Here is a 23,581-nt window from a genome sequence, read left to right on the forward strand (position 1 = left end):
TCAAGGAATGCGCTTGACAAGCTCCCGCTCGAGCATTAGGCCCAGGAGCAAATGGAAGGTTTCAGGAGAGAATTCGCGTTTTCCGTTTGCACTAGACGAGGATTCGTCGAACGTGCGTTTCTAGCTAGCGCTTGCTCTCCCTGACGAAGGCATAAAATGTGGTAACCAACCCACGGATAGCAGCGTGCCAACCGTCGCTCGCATATTTGCTCCTGTGCCTAGTGCTTGAGTAAAAACAGAACAAATACGAAGGGCTTGACTAAAACGTTCATAGCAACGGAACGGAGAGACCTTATTTTAGACGAATACCCCCTACTTCAGGTCTTTGACCAAAAATAACGGCCTTCCGTTCCGTTACAATTCGATATGGCCATAAATGCGAGAAATAGCGGCTCTGAGTTCCGTTAGAATCCGTCCATCAGAACACGCCGTACTCATTGGGCGAGTTCGCCGGAATGGGCTGCCCCACATCCCAGAGTTCGACGATAAGGTCGTTCTGGAAGCGGAAAATATGGACCACCGCTCCCCCGATATCCTCCTGATTCTGGCGAACGTGAGAGTGAACCGCAACGGTATCTCCTTCTTCGATGACCCTTTTAACCTCCAGGATTTTACCGGGATTGTTGGCGGCGTTCTCTTCCATTGCGAGCATTAGCGAGTGGGCGTCCCCTTGGAAATAAGGATTATGGTGCCGAAATTCTGGACCCACATGCTTCCGGTACGCTTCACGCACTTCTCCCGATGCCACCATCTCCAAGAACGATACTGCCTTTTCTTTATGGGAATCCCCCATAGCTGCTGCTCATCCTTCCCATTTATAAATGCTTCCGAAACCCCTCGACCTGCTCGTCCTTGAATCCCAGCTTCTCGTAGAAGGCATGGGCTTCTTTTCTCTGGCCGCCTGACACGAAGATGATGTAGTAACAGTCTCTTTCCTTGGCGACTCCTTCAATGGCTTCCATCAACCTCCGCCCAACTCCCTGCCTTCGAGCGCGGTTCGAGACGATGACATTCTCGATCACCATAAATGGCTTGCATTCTCCCACAAGATCCTGACATTCGATTCCCATTAAGGAACCGACCAATTCATTCTCAAGATAAGCCCCTAAGAGATGATAACCGGGGTTCTCGACTATTTTTCCGAAAATCTCGGCCATTTTCCCAAAGTTCGTTTTTCTCCCGATCAGTTCATCGTACAGTTCGCACAGTTCCTTCAGCTTCTCTCTTGTAATCGGTTTGATCTCTAGCATAGGCAGTTGGCCTCCCCCTCATAAGAAACGGATATAACAGAATCAGTCCGGCGACATAGACGGCAAGCGCAAAATAAGCAGGCAGTAGATGAACGAAGTCGGTGTAACCGATCGCCAAGTGAACGCTGAACGCGCCCCAGAAGCCCGGAACTCCGCCGATGAGGAACAACCACCAGACCCACCGTTCGTTCTGCCGGATCCCCCACAGGGCGGTGCCCAGAATGGCGATGGAGTCGCAGAACAATGCGCCTCCGAAGCCTGCGCGGTCGTGAGCGATCATCGGCAGGAGACGGTCGTTGATGCCCTTGAGCTCGTCGGTACCCATGCAGATATAATCCAGGTCCGTCGGGACGAAGACACCCGTTATTCCAACGCCGGAGATAACAAGTCCGCCGATAGCGAACGCAAAGCCGAGAACGACCATCATGAGCTGCCCCCACTGGCCGAGCAGCCAGGCCCGATCGTTCTTCCGGTTAGGAGGATGGACGAGCGCTCGATCTCCCCTTGATCGGAGAGACATCAGGAACATCGGAAACAGGAGAACGGCCGCCATGGCATGCAGCGGGTCGAAATACCCGTAGCCGAGGTAGAGGAAGAAGCTCGCGAAGCCGACGGCGCAAGAGGCGACGGCGGCCGTCCTCGCCCAGTGCAGGCCCGCCCTCAAGCCGTATCTCCCCAATAGAAAATAAATGACCCCGATCGAGACCATCGTTCCCGCCAAGGTAATTCGGTCATGCGACATGAAGCGGAGCAGGCGAGGATAAAGCTGCCGAAGCTCGCTGCCCCGTATTCCTAGGTACTCCTCGTCGTAAGGAAGCAGCACGGAGGTTATCGCAACCAGCCAAGCAAGAAGGCCCCCGACGATCATGCCGATGCCGAGCAGGCACATCCATCCCCAGCTTCGCCAGAACGAAGGACGACTCTCCGGCCGTTCCTGTTCGGCGGAAGAAGCCTGCATTCGCTCGTACAGGACGGCTTCGTTCACCCGCTTCGGCAATCCCGGTCCGGAGTAGACGAGCCCGGCGTGAAGCTGGACGCAATCCGCTCCCGCTTCCATAAGATCGAGCGCGTCCTGCGGTTCGTTCACGCCGGCCTTGCAGACGATCGTTAGCCCCGGCGAGAGGCGCGGCCTTATCTGCTCAAGCAATCTCAGCGCGTGGCCTTTGCCCTCCGGACCGATCTCGAAGCCGCGCTCCGTGCGGATCGCATCGTCGATGACGACCCCGTTCCACGGCTGCTTCTTCAACTCGCCCAACAGCGGCTCCAGATGAGCTTGACTAAGCTCTAGCGGCAAACAGAGCAGGATCGGCAGCTCCGATCGGACCGCCGCAAGCCGGGAATAAATTCCCTCCAGCAGCTCGGTCGGCAACTTCTCTCCCTCCTGCCAACAGAAGGCCGGAAGCTCGACGAACCACCCTGAAGCATAAGGAGTTAAACGTATCGCGAGCGCTGCGAGCTCGTCCGGAATGGCCGAGGGAGAGGAATCGTCGGACGAACGCAGCCGAATAAAGCGAGGCTGCTTCGTGCGGCTTCGCTTCAATCTGGCTTCGATTCGCTGAACGCCGTCGCTTGCTCCGGAATCGGAGTAGATCAGGGTCTCCCGGGAGACATCCCGATCGATCCGAAGGCAAGCCGAGCGATCCTCCAAGGTCACGGGACCGACCTCCGCATAGCCGAACCCGATCTGGGCGAGCCCGCGTTCCGCATAGCCGTGCATATCCAAGCTGCCTGACAAGCCGACCGGATATCGGATCGGCACCCCGCCAAGCTTGCCCTCCAGCAGAGGGGACAATTCCATATGGCCGAACGTCCGAATGACGAACGCCCCGAAGAGCGAGCGTCCCAAGCCGCCGAACAGCCTCAGGGTGAAGTCCCTGGCCGTCTCCGGCGGCAGCTTGAACATGAGAGGACGAAAAAAGGTGCGATATGACCAGTCCGGCACTAGCGCTCACTCTCCGATGCAGGGGTACGAGGCATTTTTCCTTATTATGGTGCCATCCTATCAAACTTCCAGGAACCCGCGCAACCGTTTTCTCGAATTCGGGAGAACCATTACCCGCGCTCCATGCCGGTCGAGGTTTGTTCCTCCGCGAACAGCTCCTTCGTGAAGCGGATCCACTCCCTCGCCGCCAAGCTCTGGTAGCCCTCTCTTCGCCAAGCCATGACCAGCTCCCATGGAATGACGGGATTGATCAAGGGAACGGCGCTCACCTTCTCCGTGCCAAGCGTCTTGCAGATCGTATCCGGAAGCATGGCGATGCCGAGGCCTTCGGCGACCATCTGTCCGATGAAATCCCATTGGGAGCTCTCATGGACGATGCGGGGCTCGAAGCCGACCGAACGGCATTCCGCGATGATGCGGTCATGAAGCGCGAATCCGCTGCCGAACAGAACGAAGCTCTCTTCCGCCAGCTCGGCCAGCTCGACATTTCGGCGGTTGGCCAGACGGTGACCCGGATGCATGATCACCCGCAGCCGTTCTTGAACGAGCGGGAACGATTCGAACGTATCCGTATCGATCGGCCAGAGCACGACTCCGACATCAAGCGCTCCGTCCGCGACGCTCGCTTCGATCCGGCTCGCGCCGTCCTCCACCAGCCTCAGCGAGATGCCGGGATAGCGCTCCTGAAACTTCTTGATGACCTTGGGGAAAAAATGCGATCCCGCCATCGGTGGAAGCCCGACCTGGATGCTGCCGCTGTTCAGATAGGTGAGGTCGCCGATCTCCGTCTTGAGCTGTCCGAACAACTGCAGGATAGGCTCGGCATAGCGTACGATCGCTTCTCCGGCGGCCGTCAGCTTCGCTTGCTTCCCGTCCCTCGCGAACACTTCGGCCCCAAGCTCATTCTCCAAGTTCCGGACCATCTTGCTGATCGTAGGCTGCGTGATATGCATGGCTTCCGCCGCCTTCGTGAAGCTGCCTTGCCTTACGATCTCCGCGACGACCTGCAGGTGCCGAATCTCCACTTCTCTTGTCCCTCCGATATATAGCCAATTGGAATGTAAATCATTCGATATATTCATTTTACCTATGAAAATACGCTCTGTATACTTAGAAGAGTAACGAAAGGGGATCCTCATCATGAATGTCAAAACGCTGCTCGCCACGGTCGCTCAGGTTGCCTTCTTCGTCCTATTGGCCAAGGGAGCGGACGCAGTCGTCGCATGGCTGCATCTGCCTATTCCGGGAACGATCCTCGGCATCCTGATCCTGTTCGCGCTGCTGGAGCTGAAGGTCGTCAAGCTGGATTGGATCGAGCTTGGATCGAAGTGGCTGCTCGCGGAGATGCTGCTGTTCTTCATTCCGGCAACGGTGGGCATTATCAATTATAAAAGCCTGGTTATCCATCAAGGCGTCGCCATCGCCTTGGTCATTCTGTGCAGCACCTTCGCCGTCATGCTTTGTTCCGGCCTTATGGGGCAATGGTTCGCCGGCAAGCCTAAGGGGGGACGGTCATGATCGCCTCCTTCTTCTGGCTGGCCTGCACCATCGCCGTCTACCTGCTGTCCAAGAAGCTGTACCGCCTATATCCGAAGATCTATCTGACTCCGCTTATCGTCACTCCGGTTCTCCTTATCGCGGCTATCTTGCTGTTTAAGGTGCCCTACTCTTCTTACGAGGGAGGAGCGGGCCTGCTGTCCGACCTTGTCGGACCGGCCACGATCGCGCTTGCGGTTACCCTATACAAACATGTCTCCGAGATGAAACGCAACGCCGGCGCGATTCTGGTCAGCGTCTGCCTCGGGGCTGTCGCGGCAATCGTCACGACCGTTAGCCTGTCGCGACTCTTCGGCCTCTCCACTTCGATCGTCGACAGCTTGGCGCCTCGCTCCGCGACAACGCCGATCGCGATGTCCATCTCCTCGCGGATCGGCGGCCTGCCGACGATCACCGCGGTGGCGACGCTCGTGACCGGCGTCATGAGCATGATCATGGGACCTCTCGTCGTCAAAGCATTCCGGATTCGATCCCCTCTGGCCAGAGGAGTTCTGTTCGGAACAAGCTCCCACTCCTCCGGCGTCAGCAAAGCGCTCGAGTACGATGACGCCACCGGTTCGATCGCCGCCATCGCCATGATGGTAACGGCGTTCGTCACCTTGTTCGCGACCCCGTGGGTCACTTCTTGGTTCCTGTAAGGAAGCAGCCAAGAAATGTTGAACCCCCGATCTTATGGGATCGGGGGTTCTTTGCCGTTCGGCGAAAGCTTCGCGCTCAGCTGACAACGGCTTCCTGCAGATTCTTGATATACAATAGCTTGCCTTCTCCCGGGTAATAATAATCGGGCAGATGGCACATGAAGGAGAAGCCGTTGCGTTCGAACATCTTGCGCGCGCTGGCGTATTCGGGCAAGTCGCAGGTAAAGGTCTCGATGTAGCGGCCATTCTGGGACCGGCAATACTCGAACATCGCTTCGATCAGCTGCCAGCCCAGCTTGCGATGGCGATAATCGCGATGAACGCCGAAGTATTCGAAGCGATAGCCGCCGCTGCGGTGCTCGTTCTCGACGAAGATAATGGCGGAGACCACTTCCCCGTGCTCTTCCGTGTACCAGCAGTTCACGTGGGATTCCTGCAAGCTGCGCATCGGCAGCCAACGAAGCTGCTCCGTCTCGCCGGGCGTGAACCGCTGGTCGTCGAAGCAATTCTCTCCGAGCAGGAAGTCGGAGACTCGCCCCGCTTCCGTTCCGCTGTTCACTTTCTTAATCTTTAATGGGTGAGTCCCCTGCTCTACTGTGTTCAGCATCGCTGCCATTCCTCCTCAATCAAGAAATCTTAAGCGCATTGTTCCATTGCTCGCTGACGCCCTCCTGGAAATACCGGTCGCATTCGAAGAAGTACAGTTTCGCCGCCAAATCGTATCGGTTCTTCTTCACGACGGCCACGAAGACTTCTCTCGCGTCGTAGAAGCGTCCGCTTCGGAACAGTTCCACCGCCCGTTCGAACGACTCCTTCGTCTCCTGCTTGAGCTTGCGGATATGATCCGGATCTCCTTCATACAAGTCGAACAGCTCGATCGGCTGGCTCTCTCCGTCCAACTGGAAAGAGCCTAGCTTCCGATAGGAGCTCTGCGGCAGCTTCTTCATCGACCGCATCGAGTCTTCGGTCATCAACACTTGCACGCCCAGCTTCGCCGACAGCTTCTCCAGGCCGAGCGTCAGGTCCACGTCGGCGGAAACGACGCTGCCTTCCAGTCTCTGCTCTTCACCGATGATGCCGATCATGACATCCGCCGTATGGATGGCAATCCCGATGTCGATCGGCTCATAGCCCGAAGTCCGCCGTCCGAGATTATAGGCTTCCAGCGTCGATCTAAGCTTCAGAGCCGCCTTCAGCGCCTCTTCCGGCTCGTTCGGGAACATCGAGAGCATGCCCGGGCCCAGATAACGGCTCGTAAATCCTCCATGCTCGCGAACGGACGGACCGAACTCCTTAAGGAAAGAATTAATGAAGCGGAAGATCTCATCCGTCGTCAACGACTTGGAGAATTCCGAGAACTGGCGCATGTTGCACACCAGCATCGTCATCCGGCGGTTGGACTGCTCGCCCAGGCTGATCTGCGTCATGTTCTTCTTGCCCAATACTTTCAGGAACTGCTGCGGCACGAAGCGGAAATACGCGTTGCTCAGCTTCGTCATCTCTTGAATGTATTGGCGGATCGAGCTGGCCATCATATTGAAGCGTTCGCCGAGCTCCTCCACTTCGTCCCGCGTTCGGATTTGCACCTTTACGTCCCATTCGCCTTTGGCGATGAGGTTCACGCTGCGCCTCAGCTTATGGATGGAGGAGAGCAGATAAGTCGTCATGAAGGTGATGACAAGCAGGAGCACTAGAGCGATCAAAGCGATGATTTTTAACGTTTTGATGACCATCGCGTAGGTACTCTTGCTGATGCCGGTCATGTCCTTGCCCGTCTCGTAGATGCCGATAATCTCGCCTTTGGAATTGTAAAGCGGCCCGAGCGCGTACATCCATTGCCCGGTGGAATCTTCCCATTCTCCCGACACCACCACGCCTTCGCGCAGCACCGACAGGTTCTCTTCGCTGATCGGGAACGGCTGGAACATCGTGACGCTGTCGTCATCGTCCATGAGGATATACAATTGCCCGTTCATATAGCGGTAGATCGTGTTGTACAAGCCGTCGCGGCTCTCCCCGTCCTCGGAGAAGACGCCGTTCAGCCGCTGCTTGATCTCCTGGTAGTCCTCGCTCATGAAATCATGCGGCGAGTTCAGCTTCTCCAGGTTGTCCCCGTTCACGAGATACTTGCCGTTACCGGCCAGCAGCTTGAGCTGGCTTTCCGTGTTCTTCTTGATCTCGGAGGAGAAGTTGGTGTACACCGAGTAGGACAGCCCGCCCATAAACAGCAGAACCACCGGCAGGATAATGGCCAACTGCTTCAGCAGCAGGAAGAGCCTGCGGCGCAGGATATGAATATAGAAGAATCGGACAAAAATCGGGAATAACACGACGAACGCCGCGATCAGAGCCCAATAGCCGAGCTTCAGCCACATGTCCAGCCGCGGATAACGATAGCCGGTCTTGTACGAGAGAATATCCCCCTTGGGAGACATCAGAATCAGCTGATCGCCTGTCGCGATCGTGATCCTCTCGTCCGAGACCGAGAGGCTCGTGAAGTCCGACCATTCCACCTTCGGGGATAATTTGGCGAGCTCATCGAAGCGCAGGAAGGATTCGGGCTGCGCGTCCGGGCTGACGATGCTCATTCTCTTGATCGCCGCGTCATGGTAATCGATGAAGTACACGTAATCGGTCCCGGCAACGATGCCGACCGGGAAGTTCAACAGCGCATCCTTGCTCTGCGGGTAGATCTGGGAGGCGTCGCCGTCGTTGACCGCATACAACCGTCCGCGCTTCGTGGTAAAGAAGATGCGGTTCTCCTCATTGCCGGCCAATTCATTCAAATATCGCTTGCCGGACATCTCGACGGTCCGGAGAACCTCCGGCGTCTTCGCCGTATCTGTCGTGTCGGTAGAGAGCCTCAACAGCGATGCGGTGTTGGAATCCTTGCGGAAGAAGTAGAGGTAACCGTCCTTCGTCGAGAGGGATTGGATGTTGCCGACTCGGAGCAGGTTATCCTCCTCTGCGTAGTCTAAGGAGTAGATCGTGCTCACATCGCTGCCGTTCGAGGAGATTCGGACGATTCGTTCGCCGAATACATGCAGGCCGTACGAATCCAATATCGTCACTAGAGCATAGGCATTGCCCTCCTCATCCGCCGCGATGCTGCTGAACAGCTGGATCGTATCCGAGTCCGAGTCCTGCGTGCTCTCGACGGAGTACACCAGCTTGCCGGACGAATCCGTCTTCCGGACGACCTTCTTCGAATCTGTGATCGTATAGATGTCGCCGTCCGGATCCGTCGCTACGCGGGAGATGTTCGTGTATTCGGCGTCGTTCTTGAACGGGTTAAGGCTCCAATAGTCCCGGAACGACACAAGCATTATGGCCGCTGCCATTACGGCAAGCAGCAATGCGGTAAATTTAACTTTCACGGCGAACCGTCCTTCCCGATGATCGGAGATATCTTAAGCACCTTCTGATCCGCTTCGCGCCAAACGGCTTCTACGCCGAATGTTTCCAAGAAGAAGCTAAGGGGCACATAGGTCGTGTTGTTCTGTATATAAAGCTGGGAGATAAGCGGATATTCCTGGCCATTCTTGAGGAGTCGCGGCTGCTTAGGGTCGACGACGAACGAATCGGACGTTCCGTTGAATCTTATCTGACCCGTTGCCTTATCCGCGATGATCGGATAACCCAGCGCGCTCGCGTAAGGCCTCAGCGGCACGTAGATTACTCCGTTCCTTGTCAGGCAAGAAGTCGCCGTATTCGATAATACCGGAGTCATAAAAGTAGAGAGGGCGTTCATCCATTCGTCCGCCAGTTCGGCGAACGAGCCTTGCTTCAGCACGGCAAGCAAAGTCGCCGCGCGCATCGGGGAACCGTTGGCTTTGGAATATTGCGCAACGATGGATTGAAGATAGGCTTGCTTGGCGTCTGCCGTTGCCAGCCTTGCTTGCCTGTATGCTTCCTTCGGCGTTACTGCCTGAAGGGCGTCGATCATTCCCGTTCGGAGCATCCAGTCCGCCGATTCGGCTTGGCTCTTCGCCGACTTCTCGTCCAAGAGGGCTTGTCTCAACGCCGCATCCAGCTTGGAATCCGCTTGGACCGCTGCCGTTTGAACGAGCGGCGCGGCGCCGCCGCTCCAGGGATAACCGTTCGTCAATCGGGCATAGGCTTCATCTCTCTGTTGGTTCATCAGCTTGAGCTGCTCGCGCGCCTTCAGCTTCCGGTCCGTCCATGCCTTCACTTCCTCCGCGGAGAGCAGGCCGAACTTTCCTTTCACCTCGGCCGTATTGCTCGCGTTGGCCGCGGCGGTCAGATCGTCGGTCCAGATCGCGGCGCGCTGAGCGGCGTATACATAGGCGACGAACAACTCACTGCCGCCGGATGCCGGTTGCTCGGATGCCTCTTCCGCGGCAGCTAGCGATCCTCCCAGGAGCAGGCACATCACCAAACCTATTATTTTCCGAAAGGTGCCCATTGCTTCGTCTCCTGCCTATGGACAATTGCCATAATCATCCTATACCTCATATACTACTATAAATCTTCAGATTTGTGTTTGCCCTCTCGTATTTATTGATGGATGTTGATAGAATTAGTAGAATAAAGTTAAATAATGTCACGGTCAAGGGAGTCTATATGGGACAATTGGTATGCGGAGGCGCAAGCCTGCAATGCAGCTTCGGAGCGGCGCCGAGCACCTTGATGGTTCTGCCCGCTAATCGGGTTATTCAAGCCATGCCATACGCCAACATCATGGATAATAAGCCCATGTTGAATATCCTTCCTTTCGGCATGTGCCAATCGCTGGCCAATCCGACGGTTGCCGCCGCGACAGCCGCCAAGTTCGGGACGCTGACACCGATGCCTTGCATTCCGGTGACCGCAGCGCCATGGGCGCCAGGCTCGCCGTCCGTCATGATCGGCAACATGCCCGCGCTTAACAACAGTTCCAAATGCATGTGCAACTGGGGCGGCGTGATCCAGGTCGTTAACCCGGGTCAAATGACGGTTCAAGTTCCTTAAAGGAGTCGACCCCTGTTGATCGAGAAAATCGTAAAGCCCTACATTACCCCCATCGTCAAGAAAATCGTCATGCCGCTCAAGAGGCTGAAGAATTGGCCGAAGCTTCTCGCCAAGTTCATCAAGAAACTCTTCAAGTCGATCCTTGGACAGAAGGAAATCACCAAAGCCAGCTACGTGAGATTCGGCAACCTCTACGTCTCCAAGAAGCTCATCGTCATCTCGATTCTAGTCCTTCTCGTACTCTACTTCTTCATCTTTATCCGACCGCCCAAGTTCATCAACAAGATGCTTCACCGTACGCCTTCGATCACGGTGTCGGCAGATGGTCAAGCAGGCGCTTACTCCGGCGATGCGAAGCTGAAGAGCAAGGACGGGGACGTCTTGTTCGAAGGCTCCCTCGTGGACGGGCAGTATGACGGCCAGGGCAAGCTGTATTGGGAGAACGGCAATTTGAAGGAGCAAGGCACCTATGCCGGCGGGTTGATCACCGAGGGCAGCCGCTATAACGAAGAGGGGCAATTGATCTATACCGGCGCGTTCGCCGATAACGTCTACGAAGGCCAAGGCAGGCTCTATTATCCGAACGGGAACGTCTCCTATCAAGGAGAGTTCAAAGCGGGCACTCCGAACGGGACGGGAAGCCGCTATTCGGAATCGGGAGTCCTGCTGTACGAGGGAGGCTTCGCGAACGGCGTCTATAACGGCGAAGGAACGGAGTATGCCGAGGACGGCACGATGATTTATCAAGGCGGTTTCCTGGCTGGCAACTACGACGGCACGGGCAAAAAGCTATACGATAACGGGGTTGTCCAGTACAGCGGAGAGTTCATCAGCGGCAAGCTGTCGGGAGCCGGCTCCGAATTCTACGAGAGCGGCAGCGTCAAATACGAGGGAGCCTTCCTGGCAGGCTTGTACAGCGGCAGCGGTACGCTGTATACGACCGATGGAACGACGGTCTATGCCGGCGGTTTCCTGAACGGAAGCTATCAAGGAGAAGGAGAATTGTTCGGCAAGACCGGATTGCCGGTTTACAAAGGTTCGTTCTCCGGCGGCAAGTACCATGGCGAAGGCCAGTCGTTCGACGACCAAGGAAGGCTCCAATATCAAGGCAGCTTCGTCGACGGCAAGTTGAACGGCCTTGGAACGTGGTATAAGGAAGATGGCAGCGCGATCTACAAAGGATACTTCCGGAATGGGGAGTTGGATCCTTCCGCCTTCCTCGGGTTGTCCGCGGTTCGTCTCGAAGAGCTTCTGGGCAAGGCAACCGGGGTCGACGTGCTGAACGCGCCTCCGGTCGATCTGGGTTCGGAGCTCTCCGACGATCCGGTCGCCCTAGAGGGATCCGCGGAGGAGCTGCCAGAAGCCGCAGCAGGCATCTCGCCTTCCCTGAAGATGAGATTCCAAGAGTTGAAGCTTTCGTTTATCGTCGAGATGGACGATTCAGGCTCGGGCGAGGCCGCCGTTCAAGAGGTTCAGATCGGCAGCGGAGCTGTCCTTGAACGGATGTACAAGGAGCTCTCCGCGCGCGCGAAGGCCGAAGGGCCCGCCCTCACGCTGGTCGCGCAATCCGCTTCCGCTTCCTTCTATGCGGAAGGGCTCACCTATCGTTTCGAGCTGGATGGCAAGAAAAACGGGCTCCCGCTCAGCGGAACGATCGTGAGAGAGTAACGAGGAACGAAAAACGAAGGCAGCCAATTAGGGGCTTGCGACCACCCTGGACTCTAGGATTGGTCGCAAGCCCCTTTTGAGTCTCGTAACCCGACTATTTCGGGTTAGATCTGGGAAAAGCCTTAGCTTCTTTTACGATTCCCCGTAACGCCGAGACATGAAAAAGGGGGATCCTATTAGGATCCCCCCTCTGCTTTATGCCTTCGTCGCCGCGGCTTCTTGACGGCCTCTGGAGTGCTCGTTCAAGGTACCTTCCGCATTCGCATCTTCCGATGCGTTATCCGCCTTGACGGCCCACCAGCGAATGCGAAGTCTCGTTCGCTCGGTCTTGCCGTGGACCTTGACACCGATGCGGAACGTCCCCTTCTTCGGATAATAGACATAGCCGATCGAGACCTTCGGGAGATCGGATGCATGCTCGCTCTTGGCGAAGACGGATTGGTCGCCGCAGTACACCGCGTCTCGGCGGTTCCACATCTCCGGCACGATGACCTCGGTCTCTTCCTTCTCGTCCGACAAGCCCGCGGAGATGAATACCGGCCCGCTGCCCAGGCCGTGCTTGATCTCCTCGGAATAGAAGTTCCGCTCGCGCCTGTGATACCATTTCTTCTTCGGAGGCGGCAGGATAGAGATCTCCACGACGCCGGACTTCGCCTGCTCTTCCTTCTTCTGCTCCTCTTGTTCTCCTTCGAACAGCCGGAACTCTTCTTTCAGATCCGGGAAGACCTCCGCCGGGGCGGACACGGCCGGGATCGGCTCCCCGCTGATAACGGCTTCGATCGCTTCCCTCGTGATGCTTCCTTGAGACAACAGAATCTTGTAGAGCATCGTTGAATTGACGACGTAATCCTGCAGCGGCAACGATTCCACGCTATCGATGACATAGGTTGCGCCCATCTGCAGCAGGTTGATCTTGGCCAGGTATACGCACGGATCGGAAGGGGACTCCAACGCGCGATCCAGCGAACGAGAATAGAAGGAGCGAATCATCCGCTGCTCCGCGCTCTCCTCGCTGATCTCGATCGAATGCTGGACTCTCGACAGCTCGTTGATCAGCTTGTCCCCTACGATCAGGCGTGACGATCCGGACTTTGCGCCGATCGTGCGGACCACCCGATTCTCGCCGGGCTCCAAGGGAAGGGCGCGAACGCGGATCGTCCGCTTGTAGACCGTCTGCCCTCCGTCCGTAGGCTCGGTGAAGCGGATCTTGCCATCCTGGAGCTCTTCCGCAGGCTCGAAGCCGATCCATTCCGGCTCGTATTCGAATTCCACGTGCGCCGTCTGCAGCGTCTTCTCGATCGTCAGCCGCAGGTCGAATACCTGACCAGGCTCCAAATAACGCGGCACCGTCTGAAGGACGCGTACTTGCGAATCTCCATACCAGACCGACGTATCCTCGATCAGGTGATCGTATTCCTGAGCGCTTGGCGAAGGGGATTGTTCGCTAATAAACAAGCGATAGCTCTCCAGAATGCGGTTATGCTCGCTGACGTCGCCGTCGCGTCCCGCCGCGCCGGCCACCGTATGCACCGGCTCTTTGCCTTTCTCGTCGTAAGCGATGCAGAGATACACGTTCTTGGCGTACTCATTATTCGTGAAGCCGTCCAACTGGGACAGCTTGATCGTAACCGGAGACGGAACGACGATCTCGCGACCCAGTTGATCCAGCGCGGCCCCCGTCTCGATCGAGATGGATTTGTCGTCGACAGCAACGACTTGAAGCCCGGCGACGATCCCGCTGCCGTGCAGCAGGCGATTGACCAGCCTGCGCTTATCGGAGAAGTAAGTCTGTTCCGACATAAAGTCCCGAACGGTCAACAGCTTGCCATAGAAATAACGATTGCGCTCAAATGGGATGTACCTTGATCTGTTCATCCTTGATCCCCTCTCAACTCATTTATCCAAACGAGAATCTAATCCGAGTCTCGTATGTTGATCCATTCGATTGTCTAGGCCCAGGTCTATCGTAATGGTATGGTGCGGCATGGATGACTTGCCGTCCAGGGTCAGCAAGGTTGGCTCAGACAATACGGTATTCATTCCCAGATAAGAGTGCAGATCCATGTAGACCCAAGGCTGAAGCACGACCAGCTTGCAGGAGGCGAACGCCGGCTTGAAAGAGTCGATCAAGTGCAGCAGGGATACCCGCTTCATCTCCGTATCGGCGTGCTCCGACTTGACCAGCACGTTGAACACGTGCGGATCCGCCGCGTATAACCGCTCCGCCACTTCGCCAAGCTCCGGATTCTCCTTCAACGGTTTTACCTGCTCATACTCCAGGATGATCGGCTTCTCGCCGGTGTAGATCGAGACGAGCAGTTCCATCGCCATCTTCGTGCCGCGCAGATTATAGAGAACGTGAGCATGCTTGAGCAGTTGTCGCAATTGCTCTTCATTCCAATAATCCTCGCCTTCGATCCCCAGCCAGCCAAGCAGCCAGCGCAAGGATCGTCCATCCGTCCCCCCGGCATCGAACACTCGCGTGACCTGAGAGATTCGCCGGTCCGTCTCGTCCATGACGGTCTGGAAGATGCTAAGGTATCGGGCGAGAAAGTCTCTGCTAGGCTCGTGCCGCTGATAGATGGAAGGCAGATGCTCCAGATAAGTGCTTCTGGGAAAATGCACTTCCAAGCTATGCACGACAGGCGCGTGGCTCTCGGAACCGATGAGCTCGATGTAGAGCCACAAGTAACGTCCCTTAAGCTTGAACAGCAGCGCATCCTGAGGATCGGCCAGCGGCTTGGACCACAGTCTGGCGAGTTCGGTCAGTTTGGTCTCCATCGCGATGGCCGGATCCGCGATATAGCGGTCAAGATCCACTTTGCCCGGTCCGATCACCGCTTCCTTGCTGTCGGAGACATAGCAGCGGACGATAATCTGGGTATCGTTCTCCTGCGTGCTGTCCATGACGATCTTGTGCCATTCCGTCTCCTCGAATCCGCTGTCCAGGGCTTCGCTGATCCAGATGCCCAGCCTTCTGTTCAGCGGTTCCCAGACCGCCGTCTCCGAAACGGGACGAATCAAGTGGATGCAGAGTTGCTCCGAATCCAGCAGGTAGAGGCAGCCTTGACCGGCATACAGCTTCTTCCCGCCTTCGTTCCCCGCGTATCCTCGCTCTATTATCGTTCCATCGATGCGGAAGCGAATAAGAGAATGCGTGCCTTTCGTCTGCTTCGGATCCAGCAGCCCCCACAGCGTATCATCGCCGTCGCTGCAGATGGATAGCAGCCTGCCCGCATCTTCGGGAATCGGCACCGCATGCGCCGCATTCTCCTGAAGCCGAATTTGGATGAGCGAGTTCGTTTCCTTGTCCAGGAGCCAGCATTGGCCGTTCCTTCCCAACGTCAGCTCGAATCGTTCGATTGGAACGGACGACAAGTCCAACCCTTCAGTCAAAGGAATCGGAATCGAGCCGACAGCCTCCCCCGAGCCGTTAAAGCGTAACAGCCAAACTTCGCTGCGGCCGCTTAAGTTGGCGAGCACGAGGAAGCCTCCTTCTCCGTCGGTTGCCATCGTCTCCCCGTAGAACGGTTCTCCGTTCCAATTCGAGACCGTCCACCGGATCTGGGAATTCTCGCTAGACACCGACTGCAAGGTCGTCTCCAGATCCGGCAGCATGACGATTACCGAATCGCGAGTGATGGCGAAGCGCGCCCGACGGCCGGACTTGGAGAGGTCCGTCGAGACGATCCTCTCGATGTGGCTGCTGGCCAGGTCCGTTCGCCAAACGACTCCGTCCCCGTCGAGCAGGAACCATCGTCCGTCGACGTCCGCCGCAGCCGCCGCTTCAATCGGAGGAACAAGCTCCGGGAAGCGAAGCATATGCCGACGGACATGCCGGTACACGAACTCGCTCTCTATCGTCACGCCATTCTTGACCATCGCAAGCTGGCTGCCGGTGCCGCGCCTCCAATCGGGAGGCTGACGGAAAGAGAAATATTTAGGATCATTCACCGTTAGCGCTCCTCCTTGTCAGAATGACGTAATATATTCAATCTCGTGATCGCCGGAGACGACCAGACCGTTCGGCGGAATGCGAACGTCGCCGCCTTCCTCGCGATAGACGCCCCTGCCGTCCGCCATCAGCCACACATCCTGGATGTACCGGATGCCCGGCACCCGATGGATCACGTCATAGACATCGCTCTTGTAGATCGGCTTGCCGAATTCCCAGCCGTTCAGCGTGTCTTGCCCGTAAGGCTGAAGCCATTCGGACAACTTGGCTTTCACTTCATTCTCTCTTCCCTCATAGCGAGGTTCGACGACAATAACCGCTCGCACGGTTACCCTGACGTATTCCGGCGGAATAATGTGCAGCTTGGTGGTGAGCAGGCGGTAAGGCTCGAGATGCCTGCGCACGGTTTCTATCATGCCTTCGGTCGGTTTGGGCAAGGATCGCTTGCTGTAAGGCACGATGACGATCGAGGTATCGCTGAAGGAGCGTTCCGCCGGATAATTCGACAGCGACGTCTTGTACCCGGGAATCGCCTTCACCCTCGCGATTCGCAAGCCAGGGATCTCCTGCACCCGTCTCTCCAAGTCTTCGGCCGTAACGCCGCATTTCGGCTCCAGCACCGCCATTCTTGCCCGCTGCATCGCTTCCTTCAGCGACTCGGGCTCCGCACCGCCATAAGCGGGATACAGGTTCGTCACCTGCAAGGCGGGGGCAAAGTCGATCTCATTGATGGCGACAGCCTTGATGTTGCCAGCTTCGCCTACGCCTGTTCGATAGCCCGTTATTCGGATGTTGGGAACCGCGGACGAGGGAGGAACCGCTCCATACAATCCGTCGGAGAAGCGGATGACTCCCTCTTCTTCATCGATAACGTAGTGGAAGCTTCCCGAATGGGATTCGTCAAAGTCTTGCACTCTCTCCCAATCGTACCAGATCACCCGGTTGCTGCTTGCCTCTACCCATCCGACCTGCAAGCTGAATTGATCGGGAAGCATCGGCTGGAGGGGAATCGGATAGGCTTGTCCGGAGATTCCGGTGCCGATTCCTAGGTAAGCCAGATCCTCGAACTCCGCCGTCGCGGCGATCACCCTTATGCCACGCTCTCCGGCCGGAAGAAGAACACCCTCGTTAAAGAGAATGGATGCCTGCCCGTCGCCGCGATGGACGCTGTACGCCTCTTCGCTTACGTCGATCCATCCTCCATCTTCCCGGAGGAATTGAACCGAGATCCAGCCGGTCTGGAACAAAGCATGATCAAGCCGCAGAGGTCGACCGTCAGCCTCCGATCGGTCGAAGCGTTCCGTCAGGATCATGGTTTGTCCCTGCTTCGCGAACACTTCGTTCCACATTAATCTTCGTATGTAGGGAGGATCGCTGTATTCCCCTCGGATAAGCTCCGCCTTCATTCGGTGCACCTTGCCGGCGCCGGAAGGGATCTGGAACAGAATCGGGCCGCTCTGATGGAAGCCATAAGATTCGTCGCGCTCCAGATCGATCGGCTCCCAACGTCCGCCGGTCTCCGCGGTTTCTCCGTTCTCCCCGCTTTCCCTCCAATAGCTCCATTCCACCTGCCCGGAAGGCGTGAAATGCTTGTACCGGGCGGGAATGCGGTGATCCGAATCCTGATCGTGCAACTGGAACCAAAGCGACAAAGGCGTTGCTTCCGGCAAAGACTCATTAAATTCAATCACCATGCTCGATCCGGCCTTGCTGTCCTTACCGAAGGGATAGAACGGCGCGCTGCCGGACTCGAAATCGTCCGTCACTTCCGCGGTTCCTTCTTCCGTATGGATGAATATCTTTCTCTGCGTATCCGGCAGGATGGTAAGCGGACGTACCGTCTCGAAGGGAAGATCCCCGACTCGAAGCAGCGTTCCATACGGGATGAGAAGCTGCTTGGACGCCTTGGAGAAACTGACCGAGGTCGTCGCCGGCGAGCGATCCCGCGGCGCCTCCCCTAACAGCTTGAGGAATTTGCGTTCGTGGCTGGCCGTCACTCGATCCAGCTGGAACTGCTGCATCTCGAGGTGCCAAGCCAGCAGCTCCAACAAGGTGATTCCGGGATCGTGCTCGTTCTCGTCCGTCCATGCCGGGAATAAGCGGGGAATCAAATCTCTTGCTTCGCGGACAAGCTCTTCGAAAGTGCGATCATCCAGATTCGGCAGTGGCAACATGCGGCTTCCCCCTTATTTCTTCACTTCCACCGTAATTCGATGGGTTCCCGGCACGAAGATGCCGTGCGGAATTTCGGAGATCCGCTCCGCATTCCATTCCGTTCTTTCTCCGCTCTCCAGCTTGTAAACTTCAAGCGCGAGCAGCGGAATATGCATAACCGGACCGACCGCCTTCAATAGCGCGTAGAACATAGAATGATGGATGATCCTTCCGATCTCCCAACCTCTTCCGTCCGCATTGCCCGCGATCGGATCGAGGAAACTATCCAGCTTGCGCAGAATCTCGCGTTCGACCGGAACGACATCGTCCATGCTATTCACCCATACGGTCGCTTGCACGCCAATCTCAAGCAAGGCCGGCTCGATGATCTGAAGATTGCTCGGAAATGCGATTCCGGATGCCGCTCTAGCCAATAAGCTGGCCTCTATCGTTCGCTTCATCTCCTGGAAGTTCGCCCCGCTTCCGATTCCGGACTTCGGGTAGACGACGATGGTCACCGCTCCCGGCTCCTTCTCGAGCTTGGCATTTCGATTCGGCAGGCACTTCACCTTGGCCACGTTCGGATGGGCTTCGCGCGTCAACCATTCGAAGTCCTCCGCCGTCACCGCCCGGTTGCGATGGCTGAACAGCTTGGGTCCGCGCACGGACGCTTCCTCCACCGTTCCCAGATCGCATCCTCCCGATGCGGGGAAAGGATTCGAGACCCGCTCCACGTAAGCAATCGCTTCCTGCAGCACGCTGATCGAGCCCGCCGGCACATTGCCGCGCTTGCCTCCTCCCGCCGCATAAGTAACGCGGACGGAATCGTCGCCAAGCTGCTGCGGCCGTTTGCCTTCGTTGCCGTTGCCGAAGGCGATGGTGCCGGTCGCGCGGTCGATGCGGTAATGCCGATCCTTCGGACCGGATCGCAGGAACTGCTCCACGGGGCGATAGCGCACCCATACCCGCAGCACTTCCTTCTCCGAATCGCGCACGATATCGACGGAGCCTTCCTCCCGCTCCAGCGCTTCCAGCTCATCCTTCGAAATCTCCCCGGTCTCGTCGACCCAGACTTCCTCGGACAGCACCGGCTTCTCCGCCAGCACGTAATACTCGCTGACCTGCTCTTCCGCGGAATCATATGCTTCGACCCGTTGCGGAAGCTCGCCTCGTATCGTCTCCTGCTGCACGGCGAGCACCGTATTGAGCGCGAAGTTCATTGCCCTGGGAACATTCCTCGCTTCGGATGGCCTATCGTATCGCCCATCGCGATTGACGGCGCGAATCCAATATTTGGCCCTTCCGAAGAATTCGCCCAGGGCGAAATCCCGAGGGCCAACGAATTGCAGGTCCCCGCTCCTCGTGAATCCATTGCTGTCATCGGCTGCCGCCAGCGGAGCCCAACCGGCCGAGGAGCCGTTCTTCTTGAGGTACTCCCATTCGATGAACGGAATATCGCCTTCGGAGACTCGCCTCTCGATCAGCTGCATGTAGAGATGAATCGGTCCTCGCTCCGGCGGCTGGTCGAATCCGAACCATAATGCCGGATAACGCCCCTCCAGCGCAAGGAATGGCCGGAACACGTCGCTGCCGGTTCGGACTTCCTTCGTGCGTTCCTTCAATTCCATATTGTTCTGGATAAACAAGCGCTGCGGAGGGCGATCCGGCCGTTCATATCCGAACCTCAGCCTCATGTTCGCGATAACCGGCGAATAGTAGTTCGCTTTGGGAGAATAGGCGTTCAGAATCTGGACGATGCGGCCGCGGATCCAATAGTTCTCTTCCGCGTTCACGGAGATCGGAGCCAGGTCCTCGGGACAGACAAACGTCACCTCTTTGGCCTGCTCACCTTCCCAGGGAACGCTGAACAGCCTCTGAGCATCGGCGTCGATCGGCAGCATGACCCAGGCGGAGCCGTTCCAATATTCCCATTGGATCGTCGCAACCGTCACCGGATCGTAGGAATCCGCCTTCTCGATCTCATGCCGCTTCATGATCAGCTTCCAGTTGATCTGCGGAGGCTGCTCCGGAATGAGCGTGTGCTGGCGGATCTCGGCATCGAACCGCAAGGTCACCGTCGCCCCGCGCTTGGACAGCACCTCTTCGCTAGAGATATAGAAGAGCCCGAACAACGCGAAGAAATCGCCGAACGGCAAGCAGCCTTCTTCGTCATTCAGCTGAACATCGTTAAAGTACAGCCGGTCGGGCCGAATCCCGTCATCGTCTCGCGGCGATGCATACTCGCTCTTCACGAGAAGTCGATCCAACTGAACCTTGCTAAGCGCGATGGTGCCGGTCCGTTCTTCCATCGAAGCCGCACGGCAGCGAATCCAGTGTCCGATGTCTCCGTTATAGTCATAGGGATCGATCGGTTGAGGAGTCAGCTTGAGTAAGCGAATCGTCGAGCCTGCCCCATGCGCCCGATTGAACTCGAACCAACGCCCGGCGCTGTAATACTCCCATTTCACCATTTTCGAATCGGTCAGCAGCTGAACGGACTCCTCGATGGCATGCTCGTTCTTGCCATGGTGAACCGTGAACTCCAGATATGCGGGGTGACGAAGCAGAAAAAGATAATCGTGCTTCATGTACATGGCATGCTCTTGAAGGTTGTCTCCTTCCGGCCCATACAGTGCCGTACCTCGCCCTCCCCCCGCAAGCCGCTCCATGGATCCGTCCTGGACGAGCTGGACGATCCTGTCGAGACGCGGACTGATCGTCAGTACGTCCGTCAACCGCGCAGGCGTTAGCAGCGTCGCGCTCGCCGTCTCGAATAGGATCGGCCGCGTTTCGCCGGGCATGGAAGCCGCAAGCTGAACGCCGCTGTCGATAAACACCGGCTCCGGAGTTCCTTCCGTCAGTTGGAAAGTAATCTGCGCAAGCGCCGGCTTCGCCTGGGCCAATTCCACATGGAATCGGTTGAGGAAAGCCAGAAAGCTCTTCGCCGGAACTTGGTTCAGCCGCTCGATATTGCCCGAGAGCAAATGCGCGAACAAGAGGGAGAGCGCCGTCCCCGAATCGGGATCGTCCGTGCGGAATCTCCACTCTGGCGTATAATGAGGCGCCAATCGCCCGATTTGCTCGATCAGCTGCTCGATATTTCGTTCATCAATCGTCGGAGGGTTCGTAAGCGGCCCTCTGCCCGAGCTTAACTTGGTCATACGACTCTCTCCGATGGTTTAGTTTGATCCCTCGTAAAGATAGAAAGGATATACCTGATTGAACAAATTGTTCGTGCTTCGGACTTCGTACTTCACGTGTATCAACAGCTTCTCTTCGTCGTTCGCGTCTCTCTCCGCCTGCACTTCGATCTCGTGCACCCGCGGCTCCCACATGCGAATCGCTTCTTCCACTTCGGCTTCGATCAATCGCAGCGTCGTATCGTCGTTGCTCTCGAACAGGTACCGGTCGATTCCGCATCCGAAGTCGGGCCGCATCAGGCGTTCGCCTTTGCCCGTCCAGATAATGATTCGAATGGCCTCGGCAATGTCGTCCTCATGCTCGCTTTGCTTGATCCGGCCCGTCGACTCGTCGACCTCGATCGGAAACTTCCATCCTCGTCCCAAAAATTCCTTCGACATATTACCCTCCCGACCGAACCGGATCAGTTGATTTTGACCATCGAGCCTTTGAGCGTCAGCATGCCGTCCGTCTTGATGTTCAGCGCGGCTCCCGCCTTGATGTCCATCGTCGCGCTAGCCTCTATCGAGACTTGCGTCGACTTCAGGGTCATGCTCTTGGGGCTGCTGATCTCGATGTCCCCTTTGTTGTTCAGGGTGATCTTCGTCTCGCCGCTTTTGACCGTGATTTCATTGCTTGAGCCGCCCTTGATCGTAATCGCGTTCTGGCCGTTCGCTTCCTTGATCGTGACGGTATCCGACTTCTCCAGCATTTCGAGCGAATGGCCCTTCTTTGTCTTCACCGTGATCTTGCCGTCCCCGTCCGTGTCGTCGAAGACGAGCTCGTGTCCGCCGCGGGTGTGGATCTTGCGGATATTGTTCTTTTCGTCCTTGCCGGCGGGCGGCTTGCTCTTGCTATTCCACAGGCTGCCGATAACGATCGGATGCCGGAGATCGCCGAGTTGGAATGCGACCACCACTTCGTCTCCTACCTCGGGGATGAACAAGGAACCGCGATCCTTGCCGCCCATCAGCGTCGCCACCCGCGCCCAGCCCGTCGTCGTTTTCTCGTCGAACACCGGAAGGGTCAGCTTGACCCGCCCGAGATTCTCCGGATCCTTGTTTTCCGCCACGATCCCGATATAAACTCCGTTCACGAGGCCGAGCATCGCATCGTTCATTTTGTTTAAGGAATCGAACATCATCTCATTCATCCTCACACCGCATTTCCTTCAACCTGGAATTGAGTGATAAACCCGTCTTCGTTAATCGTATGGGTAGCGCTGACGATGTAATAGGGCTGATTAAGCCGGCTTCCCAGTCCGTCCAAGGAGATGTAACGGCCCGCGCGAATCTCCGGTAGCCCGATGCATTCCCCGTCGCCGGTCACCAGCTTCATCGCTCTTTCCGTCATGGCGGCATCCGCTTTGATCTGCGCATCCTGCTTGTCCACCGCATTCACGTAAAGGTTCTCCTCGAACGTGCTGCCCATCGTGCTCAGGACGTCCGGTCCCGTTATCGTATTCGAGCCGAGCTTGCTGATCGTGCCCGACTTCGCGGTGTTCACCTCTCCGGTCTTCGCATCCCAGCTCCGGACGTTAACCTGGGACACCTGCTCGGAGAGGTTCATCTCGACGTTGAACGAGATTAGCGTTTTCCCCCACGAGAGCGTCATGAGCGGCGTCTTGTTCTTGTTCTTCTCGCGAAAATATAGCGTCTTGCCGACGATGAAGAAGTCGTAACCCAGCATGCGCGCGAGCTCTTGGAGGAACTGGTAATCGTTGTCCGGCCTCTTGTGGAAGCTCGGATACTTCACCTTCGTTTCGTCGACCACGAAGCTGACGGCTCCGTATTCCTTCCCGACTTGCTTGACGATATCCGAGATTTTCATCTCGACGTAGTTCCTTACTCCGCGCCCCCGCATCATCTTGAAGGAGAGGTCCATGCCCGTAATCTGAAGCTGAGGCGTGCCTTCTCTCGGGAACTTGACGTTGATCGCCGTTATGTAGCCGAAGAAGACCGGCGTCAGTTGGTCGGTATAGCCTAACTGGATCTCCAGCGTACTGCCCAGCTTAACGTTCTTGTTGATCCATTCGAAGTCTCGTTTCACGAGATCGTAGGCGTTATTGATCGTAAACTGGACGACATCCGACTTATCCGAGGTCGTCGTCTCGACGGATATGTCCGTGATCGCCATCCCTTCCCGGCCCAAGTCGAGGCCGTCCACCTGTATCTTGAAGGCCGGCGCGATGAAGTCCCGGTACTTCTTCTCCAGCGCTTCGAACTTAAATTGTTCGGTTCCTAATTTGATGTTGGACATCGCCGCT

The 23,581-nt window shown here is 56.8% G+C and carries 18 protein-coding genes; 4 read left to right on the forward strand and 14 right to left on the reverse strand.

The window, feature by feature from the left end:
• Positions 1–418: 418 nt before the first annotated feature.
• From ELR57_RS15625 to ELR57_RS15640, 4 genes are all read right to left on the reverse strand, one after another.
• Positions 419–793 carry a nuclear transport factor 2 family protein gene (locus tag ELR57_RS15625; protein ID WP_126960038.1) on the reverse strand — a complete coding sequence of 125 codons (375 nt, stop codon included), beginning with the start codon at positions 791–793 and terminating at the stop codon, positions 419–421.
• A gap of 22 nt (positions 794–815) precedes the next feature.
• Positions 816–1,250, reverse strand: a complete 435-nt coding sequence (locus ELR57_RS15630; RefSeq protein WP_126960039.1) for a GNAT family N-acetyltransferase — start codon at positions 1,248–1,250, stop codon at positions 816–818.
• Positions 1,189–3,192 (reverse strand): dihydroorotate dehydrogenase, encoded by a 2,004-nt coding sequence (locus ELR57_RS15635; RefSeq protein ID WP_126960040.1) that lies wholly within the window; start codon positions 3,190–3,192, stop codon positions 1,189–1,191. The genes ELR57_RS15630 and ELR57_RS15635 overlap by 62 nt, the downstream gene beginning before the upstream one ends.
• A 110-nt stretch (positions 3,193–3,302) precedes the next feature.
• A complete protein-coding gene (locus ELR57_RS15640) occupies positions 3,303–4,217 on the reverse strand; it encodes a LysR family transcriptional regulator (protein WP_126960041.1) in 915 nt (304 codons plus the stop codon).
• Positions 4,218–4,332: 115 nt separating this feature from the next.
• Here ELR57_RS15640 and ELR57_RS15645 point away from each other — a divergent pair, with 115 nt between their 5' ends.
• Complete coding sequence (locus ELR57_RS15645; RefSeq protein WP_126960042.1) at positions 4,333–4,710, forward strand: CidA/LrgA family holin-like protein; 378 nt, start codon at positions 4,333–4,335, stop codon at positions 4,708–4,710.
• On the forward strand, positions 4,707–5,387 hold the full coding sequence (locus ELR57_RS15650) for an LrgB family protein (RefSeq protein WP_126960043.1): 681 nt from the start codon (positions 4,707–4,709) through the stop codon (positions 5,385–5,387). The genes ELR57_RS15645 and ELR57_RS15650 overlap by 4 nt, the downstream gene beginning before the upstream one ends.
• 76 nt (positions 5,388–5,463) lie before the next feature.
• On the opposite strand, the gene ELR57_RS15655 is transcribed toward ELR57_RS15650, so the two are convergent.
• Genes ELR57_RS15655 through ELR57_RS15665 form a run of 3 tightly spaced genes read right to left on the reverse strand, consistent with a single transcriptional unit; the run spans position 5,464 to position 9,813 of the window.
• Positions 5,464–5,994 (reverse strand): GNAT family N-acetyltransferase, encoded by a 531-nt coding sequence (locus ELR57_RS15655; protein WP_158630044.1) that lies wholly within the window; start codon positions 5,992–5,994, stop codon positions 5,464–5,466.
• A 19-nt stretch (positions 5,995–6,013) separates the two neighbouring features.
• Positions 6,014–8,764, reverse strand: a complete 2,751-nt coding sequence (locus tag ELR57_RS15660) for a HAMP domain-containing protein (protein ID WP_126960045.1) — start codon at positions 8,762–8,764, stop codon at positions 6,014–6,016.
• Positions 8,761–9,813, reverse strand: a complete 1,053-nt coding sequence (locus ELR57_RS15665) for a copper amine oxidase N-terminal domain-containing protein (protein WP_126960046.1) — start codon at positions 9,811–9,813, stop codon at positions 8,761–8,763. The genes ELR57_RS15660 and ELR57_RS15665 overlap by 4 nt, the downstream gene beginning before the upstream one ends.
• Positions 9,814–9,971: 158 nt before the next feature.
• Here ELR57_RS15665 and ELR57_RS15670 point away from each other — a divergent pair, with 158 nt between their 5' ends.
• Both ELR57_RS15670 and ELR57_RS15675 read left to right on the forward strand, forming a co-directional pair.
• Positions 9,972–10,358 (forward strand): DUF4280 domain-containing protein, encoded by a 387-nt coding sequence (locus tag ELR57_RS15670; RefSeq protein WP_126960047.1) that lies wholly within the window; start codon positions 9,972–9,974, stop codon positions 10,356–10,358.
• A gap of 15 nt (positions 10,359–10,373) precedes the next feature.
• The gene (locus ELR57_RS15675; protein ID WP_126960048.1) at positions 10,374–12,026 is read left to right on the forward strand and encodes an MORN repeat-containing protein; all 1,653 of its coding nucleotides are present in this window, start codon (positions 10,374–10,376) and stop codon (positions 12,024–12,026) included.
• Between the two features lie 195 nt (positions 12,027–12,221).
• On the opposite strand, the gene ELR57_RS15680 is transcribed toward ELR57_RS15675, so the two are convergent.
• The 7 genes from ELR57_RS15680 to ELR57_RS15710 are packed head-to-tail and all read right to left on the reverse strand — an operon-like array spanning position 12,222 to position 23,574.
• Positions 12,222–13,901 (reverse strand): hypothetical protein, encoded by a 1,680-nt coding sequence (locus ELR57_RS15680; protein ID WP_126960049.1) that lies wholly within the window; start codon positions 13,899–13,901, stop codon positions 12,222–12,224.
• 18 nt (positions 13,902–13,919) lie between these two features.
• On the reverse strand, positions 13,920–15,980 hold the full coding sequence (locus tag ELR57_RS15685; RefSeq protein WP_126960050.1) for a phage tail protein: 2,061 nt from the start codon (positions 15,978–15,980) through the stop codon (positions 13,920–13,922).
• Positions 15,981–15,998: 18 nt separating this feature from the next.
• The gene (locus ELR57_RS15690; RefSeq protein WP_126960051.1) at positions 15,999–18,155 is read right to left on the reverse strand and encodes a putative baseplate assembly protein; all 2,157 of its coding nucleotides are present in this window, start codon (positions 18,153–18,155) and stop codon (positions 15,999–16,001) included.
• Between the two features lie 12 nt (positions 18,156–18,167).
• Complete coding sequence (locus ELR57_RS15695; protein ID WP_126960052.1) at positions 18,168–21,296, reverse strand: baseplate J/gp47 family protein; 3,129 nt, start codon at positions 21,294–21,296, stop codon at positions 18,168–18,170.
• Between the two features lie 18 nt (positions 21,297–21,314).
• Positions 21,315–21,716: a GPW/gp25 family protein gene (locus tag ELR57_RS15700; protein WP_126960053.1), complete on the reverse strand. Its 402-nt coding sequence runs from the start codon at positions 21,714–21,716 to the stop codon at positions 21,315–21,317.
• A 23-nt stretch (positions 21,717–21,739) separates the two neighbouring features.
• The gene (locus ELR57_RS15705) at positions 21,740–22,456 is read right to left on the reverse strand and encodes a phage baseplate assembly protein V (protein ID WP_192896583.1); all 717 of its coding nucleotides are present in this window, start codon (positions 22,454–22,456) and stop codon (positions 21,740–21,742) included.
• Between the two features lie 14 nt (positions 22,457–22,470).
• On the reverse strand, positions 22,471–23,574 hold the full coding sequence (locus ELR57_RS15710) for a phage late control D family protein (protein WP_126960055.1): 1,104 nt from the start codon (positions 23,572–23,574) through the stop codon (positions 22,471–22,473).
• Positions 23,575–23,581: the final 7 nt, after the last annotated feature.

The organism is Cohnella sp. AR92 (genome assembly GCF_003990975.1).
Classification (GTDB): domain Bacteria; phylum Bacillota; class Bacilli; order Paenibacillales; family Paenibacillaceae; genus Cohnella.